This window comes from Acinetobacter colistiniresistens (genome assembly GCF_024582815.1).
Lineage (GTDB): Bacteria > Pseudomonadota > Gammaproteobacteria > Pseudomonadales > Moraxellaceae > Acinetobacter.
On record NZ_CP102099.1, the window covers coordinates 275,399 to 289,342 of the forward strand.

Sequence of the window (13,944 nt, forward strand, 5' to 3'; positions counted from 1 at the left end):
ATAAATCCGATTTAAGGACGTTCAGCATATTGTGGTAAATCATCAGCGATACAATCCCATTCTGCTTTAGAAGCCGCAAAAATATGCATGCTTGGTTTTTGCTGTAATGGCGTATCTAAAGTCCCGATACGTAGACGATAATGCGCTGGTGTATCGGTCTTGATACTCATAATCGGCGAACCACATTCTGCACAGAAACAACGTTGTGTCGTTTCAGTCGACTGAAACTTTTTCAGTAAATGCTCACCTTGGGTAATCTTGAAATCACTAATTTTAATCGGTGCATTAGTTGCAAAAGCCGTGCCGTTTGCTTTACGGCAGCGCTGACAATGGCACTGTATGATCTCTCCGATTTCACCATGAATCTCATAATGAATTCCATCACATAAACAACTGCCACGATACACGGGTGAAGCTTGAGACATATCCCTATTCCTGATAAGTATTTACTCAAAACTAGCATTTTTAAACGCCGTATAACAAGGTAAATATGCTCAAGCAATGCAATGACATTTTCATGCGCTTTGCTCAAACTGAACGGGCTACCCGATGGCCTCACTCAACTGATCAAGGCAGAAAATACCCCAATGATCATCACGTAGAACAGGATCGGTAAGCCTAAAAACCAAAATTTTGCCCATCCATTGGTCTTAAACACCTGAGTCGCACCGCGATAGCTGACCCAACACGATAAGAATAAAAATGGAACCGGAATGAATCCTAAAAAAGTCGAGTAGTTATAGGCGTCCAAATAATTTGGATATAACACGGTTTGAATCGCCGTTGTAATCACAATCGGCAGTACAAAGACCAAGGATTGCAATACATACACATGTCGAGCAAGCTGCGGATCAGCCTCTTTTGCACCAGAAAACTGTAATCTTTTTTTATACCACCAACCTTGAATCAACCATGTAATCACGGCAGAAATAATTCCGATGCCCAACACCCATAACCAGTAACTCAACCATGATGCCGTAACCCAATGGATCAGTGGTCTAATCCCACCTGTTTCAGCACTCAATATTTTTTGATCAACCCGATCCATGACCCCAACGATACCAATCAAATAAGCTGCAAAAATGATGCTTTTATGATGGTAAATCGTAGACTGAGCAAAAAATTTCTGAGGTTGGAAAAACAGGCGGAATAAGTTGCTCAATTGAAATGGTTTGATGATCTCGTTGTTTTGTGTTCCCACCGTTGGTTCTATATTCATATACCCTCTCCATCATGTGATTTAGATTATTTTTATTAATGCGCTATGGCTCATCACCTATGAAAAAACATGGCATGATCTTATTCGATAAAAGCATGCACCCCTTCTGCTGCTGCACGTCCAGTGGCGAAACAGGCCGTCAGTAAGTAGCCTCCTGTCGGTGCATCCCAATCCAGCATTTCACCACAGCAAAAGACTGAAGGATTAGATTGCAATTGCAGTTGTGGAGATAAGACCGCTTGCTTTACCCCTCCCGCACAGCTAATCGCTTCTTCAATGGGACGAAACCCCTCTAAAGGAATACACAGCTGCTTGATCTGCTGAGCCATTTGCTTGGCATCCGACCATAGGTTTTTTGCCACGATTTCACGTAGCAAATTAATTTTCACCGTATCCAGACCTGCTTTACGCCATAGATTGGTTAAGGATTGCTTTTTATTGCCCTGTAATTTCTTTTCTAATTGCTCAAGACTCAGGTCTGGGAGTAAATCTAAATGGAGTTGCAGCGTTTGCTGTTGTGCTATCTGCGCTCTTAGCTCACGACCCAATTTATAAATCACACCACTTTCAAAACCATAATGGGTAATGATGATATCGCCATGTGTCTGCTGTTCAGGTCTGACCCATGCATTGACACGTTTTAAAGGTTGGCCAAAGCACTCCTGCATAAATGGCGACCATGTTTTCAGCACGCCTGCATTACTGGCTTGGAACGGCTCAATTTCATTTTTTGAGAGCCATGGCTGCCATGCCCCATCACTGCCTAACTGCGACCATGATACTGCGCCACAGGCCAAAATAATCGCATCATAAGTTACACTAAAGCGCTGAGTTTGGTTCTCAATCGTGAGTTGATTTTCAGATAAATCCACACAACGATGACGATAATGGAACTTCACCCCATCGGCCATTAAACGTTTCAGCCATGCACGTAGTAATGGGGCTGCTTTCATTTCAACCGGAAAAATCCGACCTGAACTGCCGACATAGGATTCAATGCCCAAGCCCTGCATCCAGTCCTGAATCCACGTTGCATCCCATTGCCTGACCCAAGGCGCTAACCATTGCGTCTGATCATAACGTTGTATAAACGCCTCAACAGGCTCAGCATGGGAAATGTTTAACCCCGTTTTGCCTGCCATTAGGAACTTACGTGCCGCCGAAGGTTTCTGTTCAAACACATCGATTTCATAATCATATTGACTGAGGACTTCAGCAGCCATCAGACCTGCTGGGCCAGCACCAATAATCGCAACACGTTTAGGCATCAGACTGCTCTTGTGCATTTTGTCCTTGCAACGGCGCAAAATCATCAAAGCGGGTGGTATAACCTTCTGGCTTGCGAATAATCAACTGTTGGCACAGTTCGTCTCGCTCCAGATATTTAATTTCAAAATGGGTTCGCGCAGAGTCTGCAGCAATTTTTTGCTTTTCAAAGGGCAGTTTCCACAGTTCAAGTAACTGCTGCTCAGCTTCATCAATATATTCAGGAATATTACTTGCGAGTGTAATCGTGCCATTCGGCTGAAGGCGTGAAAGTAAAAATTCGAAGAATGGCATATTTAACCAGCGCTGTGCGGGATTATGCGGCTCTGGATTCGGATACAGAATAAAGAACTGCTCCACTTGTGCAGGGAACAAGGCATGCACCACCCAAGGCAGTGCATCGGCATGAATCGGGTGCAGGTGCTCACGTGGTTCTAATTGATGCTGCTTCTGCATCGCCACAAATTTTTCTTTGGTTCGCTCAATTGCATACAACGTGTTGTGTGGATTTTGCCCGGTAAAGAGTAAGGCATGTTTACCTTTGCCCGCCCCAATTTCAACGCAAATTGGCGTATTGGGAATGGCAATAAAATCACGAGGGGCTTGCATACGTTGTGCTTGAAATTGACGAATCGACATAATCTCATCAAACTATCTAGAAATCGGCATAAGTCTAACAACTCACCTTACTTTTGCCTAATCTATTTATTTTATGTTTTAGGAATTTTCTATGCCACGTACATTTCCTTGCCCCCGTTGTGGTGAAGCCAGCACTTGGGAAGGTAACGAATTTCGTCCGTTTTGCTCAGAACGTTGCAAGTTGATTGATCTTGGTGCCTGGGCCAGCGATGAATACAAACTCCCAACTCAGGATGCACCCCAAGCAGATCTCAAACGCCATGAAGATGATTATGAAGATTAATCATCTTCTTCTCTGTAGCTAAGACCAGATTCGATTCAACACATTTAACCAGTTGTTCCAGCAGATTTTCTCAATCAGTGCAGCTGAATAATGACGCTGTTGCATGGCTGCAACCAGCAGAGGTAAACCCGCCACATCCCTCAACTCGTTACTGACCAACGCCCCATCGAAATCTGAACCCAGCCCAATATGATCTTCTCCGAGACGATCCATCATATATTCCAGATGATCGAGGATTAACTCTAATGGCGTATCTGCATTTCGCTGTCCATCGGCACGCAAAAATGCCACATCAAAATTCACCCCAACCATACCTTGGCTGTCACGGATCGCGTTGAGTTGTCTATCAGTTAGATTGCGTGCCTGCGGGCAGAGTGCGTGCGCATTGGAATGCGTCGCGATCAGAGGTTGCTGTAAAATATCCACCGTGTCCCAGAATGCTCGTTCATTCATATGTGACACATCCACCAGCATTTTTTTCTCGGTGCAGCGTTTGATTAACGCTTTGCCTTCATTCGTTAGTCCCTCACCGGTATCAGGTGAATGCGGAAAACGGGCATTTAAACCATGTCCAAATCGGCTGACCCTGTTCCATAGAGGGCCAAGACTGCGCAGTCCTGCTTGGTAAAAAACATCGAGCAAGTCCGAGTTGTACTGTAAGGCTTCCGCACCTTCCATATGCAGCACCATGGCCAGTTTGCCTTGTATGCGGCAATCCTGAATCTGTTGCACCGAAGTACACAGTTGAATCTGCGCCGAAGCCAGAACCATTTGTTGTGCCAGCCCGAGTTGTGCCAAGCAAATCTGCTCCATCTGCTGTTGGCTAAAATCATCGGCCTGAAGCTCAAATAACTTATCAGGATGATGTTGTTTGACATAGGCAAAAGGCGGTAGAAAAATCGCAAACATACCCCCGACAAAACCTGCTTGCTGGCAGCGCTTTAAATCAAGTTGTCCTGCCAACTGCGCATGAGTAAAAGCCTGCACAGGATCAGTTGCATCGCTGAGCCATAAGCGGGTCAGTAGATCATTATGCCCGTCAAAAACTGCAACCTTGTGGTGATTCAAGCCATACGTCATGACCCAGACCCATCGCTCAGACTGTGCACCGGAATTTTTTGTTGAGTTGATAATTGTTTTGAGTTTCTACTATTGCGGAATACCAGTTGAGCCAATGCGACATCTTGTTCACTTTCACGGCGTGCTTGCTCAATCAGATGATGGTACGCAGATTTACCACATACTGGATCGGCATTGGCAGCATCACCCGTCAGCATATAGGCCTGACAACGGCACCCCCCAAAGTCTTTCTGCTTGTCCGGGCAACTACGGCAGCTTTCTGGCATCCATGCATCACCACGGAAATGATTAAAGCCAGAGGACCGGTACCAAATCTCTGACAAGGTATGATCACGGACATTCGGAAAAGCAATCGGTAACTGCCGTGCTGCATGACAAGGCAGCGCCATACCGTCTGGTGCCACCGTAAAGAAGATTTTGCCCCAGCCGTTCATACAGGCTTTAGGCCGTTGTTCATAATAATCAGGAACCACAAAGATCAACTTACACGGATGATTTTGCTGACGAAGTTTGTCACGATAGGCATTGGTCAGTTGCTCTGCACGTGTCAACTGCGCTTGTGTCGGTAACAGGCCTTGCCGATTTAAAAAAGCCCAGCCATAGAACTGGCAGATAGCCAGTTCAACCGTATCAGCATTCAGTTCTAAACACAGTTCAATAATCTGTTCAATCTGATCGATATTATGCCGATGGATCACAAAGTTCAGTACCATCGGATAGTCATATTGCTTGACCAGACGGCACATCTCATATTTTTGTGCAAAGGCATGCATCGAACCCGCCAAAGCATCATTAACCACGGGATCACTGGCCTGAAAACTGATCTGGATATGGTCTAGACCAGCCTGTTTGAGTTGGGCGATACGTTGTTCTGTCAGTCCCATCCCAGACGTGATCAGATTGGTATAAAATCCTTTTTGGTGGGCATGGGCAACCAATTGCTCCAGATCTTGTCGAACCAAAGGTTCCCCCCCTGAAAAGCCCAGTTGAACTGCACCCATCTGGCGTGCCTGATCAAACACATCACACCATTGCTGCGTGGTCAGCTCATTTTTATGTTGGGCATAATCCAAAGGATTGGAGCAATAAGGACATTGCAACGGGCAACGATAGGTCAACTCGGCCAAAAGCCAGAGCGGTAAGCCAATGCCCTCGGTCATCGTAAATCGATCCAGTAATGTTGTTGGGCAACCTGCATATAATCGACCACATCCTGCTCGATTTCGGCAAGATCCCCAAACTGCTGTTTTAACTGCGAAATAATGGCCGAAACCGTTCGCTGTCCATCAATGTTTTGTCCAATGGCGCCAGCACTGTCATTAAGCTTGATCATGCCTTCCGGATATAAAATGACAAAGGCATTTTGGGCAGGTTCAAACTGAAAACGGTAGCCTTGGCGCCAAGTCGGTATCTGATTTAAATCAAAAGCTGGATTAGTCACGAAATAGCCCCTTATGCCAAACAGGTTGTGATGTTACGGTGTGATACGGCGCTTGCTCATGCACATAAGCCAAAGTCAGTGCATCCAAAATACTCCACAGAATATCCAGCTTAAACTGCAAGATTTCCAACATACGTTGTTGTTGCTCATACGTTGTGAAGGAATCTAAGGTAATACTCAGCCCATGCTCCACATCACGACGTGCCTGACTTAAACGCGAGCGGAAATATTCATAGCCCTGATCATCAATCCACGGATAATGTTGTGGCCATGAATCAAGCCGTGACTGGTGGATTTGTGGTGCAAACAATTCGGTTAGGGAACTACTGGCTGCTTCGCGCCATGATGCCCGGCGGGCAAAATTGACATAGGCGTCCACAGCAAAACGCACCCCTGGCAAAACCAACTGTTCCGAAATGACCTGTTCACAGGTCAGACCTACGGCCTCTGCCAAACGCAGCCATGCCTCACGACCGCCACCATCAGGATATTCACCATCCTGATCAAGCATGCGTTGGATCCATTCCTGACGGACGCGCTGATCTGGGCAATTGGCCATAATCGCCGCGTCTTTCAGGGGAATATTAATTTGATAATAATAGCGATTGGCAACCCAAGCTTGAATTTGCTGCTGAGTCGCTTTGCCTTCATACATCATCACATGAAAAGGATGGTAGATATGATAATACTGACCTTTGTCCAGAATGGCCTGTTTAAACTGTTCTACACTTAAAACTGCTGTTGCTGGCATCAACATCCCCTTAAAGTTCGATCTGCATGCCATCATAGGCAACTTCAACAGCATTGGCCTTGAGTTCAGCCAATTCAGCCGAGTTTTCGTTTAAAATCGGATTGGTATTGTTGATATGAATCAGGACTTTGCGTGGTCGACTCAATTGCTTTAAATACGATAATGAGCCGCCTTCACCACTGATATATAAATGACCCATTTCGCGGCCGGTTTTGCTTCCCACGCCCGTTTGTTGCATTTCATCATCCGACCAGAGCGTACCATCAATCATGACACAATCAGACTGCTGCATAATCTGCATGATTGGCTCATCAATCTTTCCAAGCCCCGGCGCATAGAACAATTGTTTCTGTGTTTTATGATCCTTGATTATCAAGGCAATATTGTCACCTTCATGCGGATCATGACGATGTGGTGAATACGGAGGCGCTGCACTTTGAATCACCCAAGGTATAAACTCCAACGTCTCAAAACCAGCAATCTTAAATGCCTGTTGAGGGTCAATCTTCTGGTAGCGTAGTCCGCCATTCCAGTGCTTGAGCATATTAAAAACCGGAAAGCCTGTGCTCAGGTCCTGATACACCATCTCGGTACACCAGACATTTATTGGGCAACCTTCCCTCAAGCTTAAAAGACCCGTGGTGTGATCCAGTTGGCTGTCCATCAAGATCACATCACGAATCCCGGTATCTCGTAATTTTCGGGCTGGCTGAGCGGCCTTAAAAGCAAATAATTGCTGACGAATATCTGGCGAAGCGTTTAACAAGATCCAGTCTATGCCATTTTCAGAAAGGGCAATGGATGATTGTGTGCGTACTTTGGCTTGAATACGACCTGTACGAAGACCATGACAATTGGGGCAATTACAGTTCCATTGCGGAAAGCCTCCACCAGCAGCGGAACCTAAAATATAAATATACATAAAGATGATTTCTTATTAGAAAAGATAAGCCCTAGACGTGACTAGGGCTTAGTATAAATTTTGTGATAAAGCATTAACGAACTTCGAAGTACATGGTCACTTCGAATCCAATACGAACATCGGTAAAAGCAGGTTTCGTCCATTGCATAAAATCGTCTCCAATCTGTTTTCATCGTATAAAAATAAACGACATGTTCAATTTGAATAAAACGTTCACGATTTGATTCTAATTAAAAAAGGTGAATTTGTAGACATTCCCGGGACTGTTCTAAATTTTGTGTAAGTACTTAATTTTCATTTATCCTTCAGAGGATAATTACAAAAGGTACTTCACATGGATGAAGCAACAATCAAAAGTATGGCTGCCGAATTGGCTAAAGGTCTAAAAACACCAGAAGACTTAAACCAAATGACAGCAGTCTTTAAAAAATTCATGATTGAAACTGCACTCAATACTGAACTTTCAGACCATCTCGGTTATGAAAAGCATCAGTCCAGGAAAGGCTCAAATAGCCGTAATGGGTTTAGTTCTAAAACCATTACAACTCAAGATGGACAACTGGCTTTAGATATTCCCCGTGATCGAGAAGGTTCATTTGAGCCACAAATTATCAAAAGCACCAAACACGCATCACCAGTATGGATGACCAAATCCTCTCACTGTATGCAAAAGGAATGACTAATAGGGAAATTGTAGCCTTCTTCAAAGAAATGTACGATGCCGATGTCTCAGCATCTCTCATCAGCAAAGTTACCGATGCTGTGATTGAGCAAGTGACTGAGTGGCAAAATAGAGCCTTAGATAGCCTTTATCCTGTTGTCTATCTTGACTGTATTGTTGTCAAAGTCCGTCAGCACTCCAATGTGATTAACAAGTCCGTATACCTTGCTTTAGGCATCAATATGGATGGACAAAAGAATTACTGGGTATGTGGATTGCTCAGACAGAAGGTGCCAAATTCTGGCTGTCAGTCATGACAGAGCTAAAAAATCGAGGAGTACAGGATATTCTTGTTGCCTGTGTAGATGGATTAAAAGGCTTTCCTGACGCGATAGCCTCCGTTTACCCTCATACTGATATTCAACTGTGTATCGTGCATGTTGTACGCAATAGCCTGAGATTTGTAAGCTGGAAAGACTACAAGGCTGTTACCTCGGGTCTGAAAGCGATTTATCAGGCAAGTACAGAGGAAAATGCTTTAAAGTCCCTAGACATCTTCTGTGATCAATGGAATCACCAGTATCCCAAAATTGGAGAATCCTGGCGGGCCAATTGGGAAAATATCCGAACGATCTTTAGCTATCCAGCCGAAATACGTCATGCAATTTATACAACAAATGCGATTGAGTCGTTGAATAGCGTAATACGCCATTCAACGAAGAAGAGGAAAATCTTTTCATCTGATGACTCAGTAAAGAAGGTCATTTACTTAGCAACATCAAATGCTGCGAAGAAATGGACGATGCCAATTCAAAATTGGCGTTTAGCAATGAATTGGTTTACGATTCAGTTCGATGATCGATTAAAAGATCATTTATAAAAAATGGAACTTACACAAAATAATTTACAGGCTCACATTCCCAGTCAAAGATATTGTTCGATAATTGTGAGTTTTTTCTACGCTTCGGTATCTTTTCTTGTTATACCTTCTGCTCATATTCAGTCATGCCCAACAGCAGAGGACTTATTATTGCGCACTTCACATGATTTATTGATTTAGCAATGAAACCGCTAAGCGTGCTTCATCGAAAAAAATAGCACTATGCCTGCTGAGAGAACAAACCTCTGTATAAAACAAGCGTTATACAGAGGAACAATTACGACTAAACTTAACCAGCCTTGCTTGCCACAAAAGGATTGAACTGCTTTTCATAGCCAATGGTACTCATCGGTCCATGGCCTGAAATAAACTGGGTTTCATCGGGCAAGCTAAAGCATTCACGCTGGATTGAATCCAATAACTGCTGATGATTGCCTTTTGGGAAATCAGTACGACCAATCGACCCTTTAAACAGCACATCCCCCGTCCACAATAACCCATGCTTGGCATTATAGAACATGACATGTCCTGGGGTATGACCTGGCGCAAACCGCACCTCAAACTCATCCTCACCCAATGTTAATACTTCACCACCTTCGAGCCATTGATCCACTTTAACGGGTTGTGGAATGGGGAAACCATAACGCGCTGAGACTTCCTGAATCATGTCCAACCAGAACTGATCCTCTTTATGCGGGCCAATCACTGGGATTTTCCAAGTTTCAGCCAATTCGCCCACAGCTCCAGCATGATCAAGATGCCCATGGGTTAACCACAGTGCCTTGACCTTTAAACCCAAAGCCTCGACTTCTTTTTTCAGCACTGCTGCATCACCACCGGCATCAATTAAAACAGCGTCTTTACTGTCACTATCCCATAAGATTGAACAATTTTGGGCGAATGCAGTAACAGGGACGATTTTGACTTGCAGCATAGAAACCTCTGGCGAAATAAAGCGTCGATTTAACGATGGGCTAAGGTATGGGTCAGTGCGTCAAGATTAGCCTGAACCAGACTCGCAAGCAAATCTATATGTGCCTGATCCGTATTCAAAGCAGGAATATAGGCATAATCACCTCCACCTGCATGCTGGAAAATCTCTTTATTTTGCATCGCCAGCTCTTCCAGCGTTTCCAGACAGTCTGCGGAAAAGGCTGGACTAATCACCTGAACCGATTGTACTTTTTGTTCCCCCCATTGTTGCAATAGCTGATCGGTATAGGGTTTCACCCACTCTTGCTTACCAAAGCGGGACTGAAAGCTAATTGCCCATTCATCATCGCCCAAATGCAAAGCCTCAGCGACCAATCGTGCCGTCACACGACAACGATCTGCATAGGGATCGCCTTTATCGGCATAGGGCTGCGGAATCCCATGAAATGACATCAGTAGTTTTTCAGGCTTGCCGTGTTTCATTTGATAATTCAGCACACTATCAGCTAAGGCCTGAATGAACAGCGGATGCTGATAATAATCTTTAATCAGGGTCATCCCAGGTAAATGACGTTGCTGTGGAATCCACTTGGCAAAGGCATCATATAACGGTGCAGTCGAAGTTGCCGAATACTGAGGGAAAAGCGGCAGTAGAATGACATGTTCTTGTGGGGTCTGCGCCAGTTGATCAAGCACCGCAGTAATCCCTGGTCGACCATAGGTCATGGCCGGAACAACAGTAAGATCAAACTGCTGATTTTCATGTTCTAAACGCTGTTTGATCAACATACTTTGTTGCAACACAATTTCACGCATCGGCGAGTCATTCGACCAGACCGAAGCATAGGCTTCAGCCACACGTTTTGGGCGGAAGGTCAGCACAAATAGATGCAGGATGATCCACCAAAGCAATTTGGGAATCTCAATTACACGTGTATCAGATAAAAACTGCTTTAGAAAGCGTCGTACAGCTGGCACAGTGGCTTCATCCGGTGTTCCTAGATTTGCCAGAATCACCGTCACTTTGGGTTTTTGTGTCGCTAACATAGACCGCATCCGCTTTTCATTGAATTCATTCAATTACTTTAGCAGTTTTGACGCTTTTTTCTAAATTGGATTAATGCATGGTCTTAAACTGAAAAACCCGATTGCTATCCAGCACATTACTTTCCAACAGCTTCTGCCCTTTCGCCGTCAATTGCCACAGCATACGTTGGCGATCATCTCGTCCCGTCGGCATAATCCATTCATTTTGACGCATTTGCAACTTGATCTCATGCAAAGCACGAATATTGACTTGTGCACGAGATACTGCATGAGCTCTCGGCATTTCTTTACGTGCGTCCTCCAAGCCCGTCTCATTTAAATATTCATTTATTTTCTTTGAGAAGAATTCTTCAGGTGTCGGGATCACAAAGGCTGAACCCAAGACATTAAGCAATTGCGCCCATGTCATTTTACGATGTGGTTTAACTTCCTTGAAGTTCCCATCCTGATAGGCATGCATACGATATTCAAAGGAGTACAGCTCATGCATTGAAACTTTGGCGACACTGGTCAGCGGGTCTGCTTCACGATTGCCCAACTCAGTTTCCAGTTGTTTGACTTTGGCACGCAAGGCATCAATTTCATCACGCAATACTTGCGTGTTTTGTGGACGCACCCACCCCACCACAGGGTAGCGCTCCAACATCTGCGGCATGCTTGAACGGACAGCAAGTTCCAAGTCTCTTAACGTGCGATAACAAAAGACTTGATCCACTTCATGTTGTAACTGCTTTCTAAACTCTTTGAATTTTTCTTTGAGTTCAACTTTGGGATCATGCAACTTGGCATCCCGTGATTCTGGATCTTCATGCATGAACACAATCACAGGCTTCTGTTTGGTCATGGCATAAATATATTCCAGATGCATATAACCCACACCTGAAACCGACTGTTCACCGTACTGACTCCCCAACAGAATCACCACATAATCACAATCATCTATCTGGCGTCGTGCAATAGAAGTACTTAACGGCGTGCGCTGTTCCAAGCCCCAAGATAGGAACCCCATTCCCACCAGAGTTTGTGCCAAAACCGCTCGCTCTGGTTGCATTTCATTACCAGAGGTAGAAACAAAGACTTGATAACGAGTATCTTGCATAGGCGAAGCCCCAATTCATTTATCAATAATATCAAGTATGCATCTTGATTTTTATTAACAGCTAACCCCAACTCAATCTATAAAAATGGTCCGATTAGTGATTTTCCATCCCAATATCGTCCAAATTTTGAATCTTCCATGTTAATTGTTCTGAGATAAGGTGCTGTAATACTGATTCCAACTCTACAGCATTGTTACCACTGACATAACATTCAATACGTGTAATATTATGACGTATTTTGTCACATAATAACCCATTTTTAATTAAAATATACGCGGTTTGTCGCGCAACTGCTTGTCCAGAATCAATTAATTTTAATTTTTCATCAAAAATCTGACGAATCGCATCTTTTAAGAAGGGATAATGAGTACAACCCAATACTAAAAAGTCGGCACCTTGCGCCACCACAGGCTGTAAAATCTGTTGCAACACGTCCAAACAAGCAGCACTCATCTGTTGTCCAGCTTCAACAAAAGGCACCAATTCCAGATTGGTCACCGTCAATACTTGAACCCCCGCAGGCTGTGCAAAGTTTGCCATCACATCTTTAATCAGTTGCCCACGGAAGGTTGCAGGCGTCGCCAATACCGCGACAACTTTCGATTGGGTTTGAATCACCGCAGGTTTTAAGGCTGGGACTAAACCCACAATCGGAAAACGCTCGCCATAGTGTTCACGTAAATAGTCCAGACTGAATGCAGACGCAGTATTACAAGCAACCACCGCAATTTTACAGCCTTGACGATACAGCCATTCAATTGCTTGGGCCGTCAGTTGGCGAATTTCCTGATCTGAACGTGCCCCATAAGGCACATGCGCTGTATCGGCATAATAAAGAATGCGCTCATTGGGTAAATGGCGGGCAATTTCTTGTGCAACCGACAATCCACCAATTCCTGAATCAAAAACACCAATGGGCGCATCAGCCGATGCATGTGGCATTGGATTAAGTAAAAGAGGCAACGATTGGACAGCGGTCATACACACACAGGTACTAGTTTATTTACTCTTTTAAGCTTAAACCTCAGGTGCTTAAATGCAAGACTAAATCACCACTTTTTAATGTTAAAACCGCTTCACCTTGCGCATTTTCTGACAAACTGCCGTAGTTGACGAGATGATAAAAACTCTGACGTTGAATCAAGGCATTGATGCCAAATCGAACGTGCACATAAGGTCGTAATTCACCCTGATATTCGCGCATAAAAACCGGATGCGCTTCATCGACAATCACCACATCCTGATTGCTGGTAGTCAGTTGCAAATAGGTCTTGCCTTCAATCTCGACCTGATCGGCCTGATTGATCAATAAAGGCTCATCTTCAACCTCAATTTCAATCTGTTCAACCGGGGTTTTGAGGTAGAATTTGCCATCTTCTTTCCAGAGCACCTTGGTGAACAGGTCGAGAAGCGCTTGGCGTTTGACCAATTGACCTTCGTGCCACCATTCGCCATTGGCTTTTACGCGTAAATCCATTTTGCCGCAATGCTTTGTGTGCCATTGCTCTAAAGGGGGAATTGACCTTTTGTGACTTTGCTGTACATCTTTTATGTATTGTGCAATGTCCATTAAGTTTTTATCATCAGAAAACACGATTTTTCCCTTATTTTGAAAAGAGCTTGGTGGAGAATCATTTTCATTTATCATAGTTTATGCCTTGCTGACGAGAAAATATGACCACTCAGCCAATTGGCGAGATCAAGGATTAAAACTATACTATC

At 44.2% G+C, this 13,944-nt stretch carries 16 protein-coding genes and 1 pseudogene; 2 read left to right on the plus strand and 15 right to left on the minus strand.

What is annotated here, in order from left to right; all coding sequences use genetic code 11:
* Positions 1-11 precede the first annotated feature (11 nt).
* From NQU59_RS01330 to NQU59_RS01345, 4 genes are all read right to left on the minus strand, one after another.
* Positions 12-425: a GFA family protein gene (locus NQU59_RS01330; RefSeq protein WP_005239973.1), complete on the minus strand. Its 414-nt coding sequence runs from the start codon at positions 423-425 to the stop codon at positions 12-14.
* A 134-nt stretch (positions 426-559) separates the two neighbouring features.
* Entirely contained in the window at positions 560-1,219 is a 660-nt protein-coding gene (locus NQU59_RS01335; protein WP_005239974.1) for a hypothetical protein, read from the minus strand.
* A gap of 80 nt (positions 1,220-1,299) precedes the next feature.
* Positions 1,300-2,487 carry a TIGR03862 family flavoprotein gene (locus NQU59_RS01340; protein WP_257064652.1) on the minus strand — a complete coding sequence of 396 codons (1,188 nt, stop codon included), beginning with the start codon at positions 2,485-2,487 and terminating at the stop codon, positions 1,300-1,302.
* The gene (locus tag NQU59_RS01345) at positions 2,480-3,124 is read right to left on the minus strand and encodes a hypothetical protein (protein WP_016653182.1); all 645 of its coding nucleotides are present in this window, start codon (positions 3,122-3,124) and stop codon (positions 2,480-2,482) included. The genes NQU59_RS01340 and NQU59_RS01345 overlap by 8 nt, the downstream gene beginning before the upstream one ends.
* A 91-nt stretch (positions 3,125-3,215) precedes the next feature.
* On the opposite strand from NQU59_RS01345, the gene NQU59_RS01350 reads away from it, so the two are divergent.
* Entirely contained in the window at positions 3,216-3,407 is a 192-nt protein-coding gene (locus NQU59_RS01350) for a DNA gyrase inhibitor YacG (protein ID WP_005239977.1), read from the plus strand.
* Positions 3,408-3,425: 18 nt separating this feature from the next.
* On the opposite strand, the gene NQU59_RS01355 is transcribed toward NQU59_RS01350, so the two are convergent.
* The 6 genes from NQU59_RS01355 to pqqA all read right to left on the minus strand — a co-directional run bounded on the left by NQU59_RS01355 (position 3,426) and on the right by pqqA (position 7,749).
* Complete coding sequence (locus NQU59_RS01355) at positions 3,426-4,487, minus strand: dipeptidase (RefSeq protein WP_257064654.1); 1,062 nt, start codon at positions 4,485-4,487, stop codon at positions 3,426-3,428.
* Positions 4,484-5,647 carry a pyrroloquinoline quinone biosynthesis protein PqqE gene (pqqE, locus tag NQU59_RS01360; RefSeq protein ID WP_257064656.1) on the minus strand — a complete coding sequence of 388 codons (1,164 nt, stop codon included), beginning with the start codon at positions 5,645-5,647 and terminating at the stop codon, positions 4,484-4,486. Before pqqE ends, NQU59_RS01355 begins: the two co-directional genes overlap by 4 nt.
* Positions 5,644-5,928: a pyrroloquinoline quinone biosynthesis peptide chaperone PqqD gene (pqqD, locus tag NQU59_RS01365; RefSeq protein ID WP_096911163.1), complete on the minus strand. Its 285-nt coding sequence runs from the start codon at positions 5,926-5,928 to the stop codon at positions 5,644-5,646. Before pqqD ends, pqqE begins: the two co-directional genes overlap by 4 nt.
* Positions 5,921-6,679 carry a pyrroloquinoline-quinone synthase PqqC gene (gene pqqC, locus NQU59_RS01370; RefSeq protein WP_257064658.1) on the minus strand — a complete coding sequence of 253 codons (759 nt, stop codon included), beginning with the start codon at positions 6,677-6,679 and terminating at the stop codon, positions 5,921-5,923. Before pqqC ends, pqqD begins: the two co-directional genes overlap by 8 nt.
* A gap of 10 nt (positions 6,680-6,689) precedes the next feature.
* The gene (gene pqqB / locus NQU59_RS01375) at positions 6,690-7,601 is read right to left on the minus strand and encodes a pyrroloquinoline quinone biosynthesis protein PqqB (RefSeq protein WP_257064660.1); all 912 of its coding nucleotides are present in this window, start codon (positions 7,599-7,601) and stop codon (positions 6,690-6,692) included.
* A 73-nt stretch (positions 7,602-7,674) separates the two neighbouring features.
* Positions 7,675-7,749 carry a pyrroloquinoline quinone precursor peptide PqqA gene (gene pqqA / locus NQU59_RS01380; RefSeq protein ID WP_009514286.1) on the minus strand — a complete coding sequence of 25 codons (75 nt, stop codon included), beginning with the start codon at positions 7,747-7,749 and terminating at the stop codon, positions 7,675-7,677.
* Positions 7,750-7,935: 186 nt separating this feature from the next.
* Here pqqA and NQU59_RS01385 point away from each other — a divergent pair.
* A pseudogene (locus tag NQU59_RS01385) lies at positions 7,936-9,142 on the plus strand (IS256-like element ISAba26 family transposase).
* Between the two features lie 289 nt (positions 9,143-9,431).
* Here the strand turns inward: NQU59_RS01385 and NQU59_RS01390 are convergent.
* From NQU59_RS01390 to NQU59_RS01410, 5 genes are all read right to left on the minus strand, one after another.
* Entirely contained in the window at positions 9,432-10,076 is a 645-nt protein-coding gene (locus NQU59_RS01390; protein WP_257064661.1) for an MBL fold metallo-hydrolase, read from the minus strand.
* A gap of 29 nt (positions 10,077-10,105) precedes the next feature.
* The gene (gene hemH, locus NQU59_RS01395) at positions 10,106-11,122 is read right to left on the minus strand and encodes a ferrochelatase (RefSeq protein WP_257066100.1); all 1,017 of its coding nucleotides are present in this window, start codon (positions 11,120-11,122) and stop codon (positions 10,106-10,108) included.
* Positions 11,123-11,192: 70 nt separating this feature from the next.
* On the minus strand, positions 11,193-12,221 hold the full coding sequence (locus tag NQU59_RS01400; protein ID WP_005239993.1) for a DUF4062 domain-containing protein: 1,029 nt from the start codon (positions 12,219-12,221) through the stop codon (positions 11,193-11,195).
* A 94-nt stretch (positions 12,222-12,315) separates the two neighbouring features.
* A complete protein-coding gene (murI, locus tag NQU59_RS01405) occupies positions 12,316-13,203 on the minus strand; it encodes a glutamate racemase (protein ID WP_005239996.1) in 888 nt (295 codons plus the stop codon).
* Between the two features lie 43 nt (positions 13,204-13,246).
* The gene (locus NQU59_RS01410; RefSeq protein ID WP_257064662.1) at positions 13,247-13,870 is read right to left on the minus strand and encodes a DUF1285 domain-containing protein; all 624 of its coding nucleotides are present in this window, start codon (positions 13,868-13,870) and stop codon (positions 13,247-13,249) included.
* Between the last annotated feature and the right edge of the window lie 74 nt (positions 13,871-13,944).

Coding starts and splice junctions, on each gene's coding strand:
- NQU59_RS01330 (WP_005239973.1), bottom strand. CDS start 425: ATGTCTCAAGCTTCACCCGTGTATCGTGGCAGTTGTTTATGTGATGGA.
- NQU59_RS01335 (WP_005239974.1), bottom strand. CDS start 1,219: ATGAATATAGAACCAACGGTGGGAACACAAAACAACGAGATCATCAAA.
- NQU59_RS01340 (WP_257064652.1), bottom strand. CDS start 2,487: ATGCCTAAACGTGTTGCGATTATTGGTGCTGGCCCAGCAGGTCTGATG.
- NQU59_RS01345 (WP_016653182.1), bottom strand. CDS start 3,124: ATGTCGATTCGTCAATTTCAAGCACAACGTATGCAAGCCCCTCGTGAT.
- NQU59_RS01350 (WP_005239977.1), top strand. CDS start 3,216: ATGCCACGTACATTTCCTTGCCCCCGTTGTGGTGAAGCCAGCACTTGG.
- NQU59_RS01355 (WP_257064654.1), bottom strand. CDS start 4,487: ATGACGTATGGCTTGAATCACCACAAGGTTGCAGTTTTTGACGGGCAT.
- pqqE (WP_257064656.1), bottom strand. CDS start 5,647: ATGACCGAGGGCATTGGCTTACCGCTCTGGCTTTTGGCCGAGTTGACC.
- pqqC (WP_257064658.1), bottom strand. CDS start 6,679: ATGCCAGCAACAGCAGTTTTAAGTGTAGAACAGTTTAAACAGGCCATT.
- pqqB (WP_257064660.1), bottom strand. CDS start 7,601: ATGTATATTTATATTTTAGGTTCCGCTGCTGGTGGAGGCTTTCCGCAA.
- NQU59_RS01390 (WP_257064661.1), bottom strand. CDS start 10,076: ATGCTGCAAGTCAAAATCGTCCCTGTTACTGCATTCGCCCAAAATTGT.
- hemH (WP_257066100.1), bottom strand. CDS start 11,122: ATGTTAGCGACACAAAAACCCAAAGTGACGGTGATTCTGGCAAATCTA.
- NQU59_RS01400 (WP_005239993.1), bottom strand. CDS start 12,221: ATGCAAGATACTCGTTATCAAGTCTTTGTTTCTACCTCTGGTAATGAA.
- murI (WP_005239996.1), bottom strand. CDS start 13,203: ATGACCGCTGTCCAATCGTTGCCTCTTTTACTTAATCCAATGCCACAT.
- NQU59_RS01410 (WP_257064662.1), bottom strand. CDS start 13,870: ATGATAAATGAAAATGATTCTCCACCAAGCTCTTTTCAAAATAAGGGA.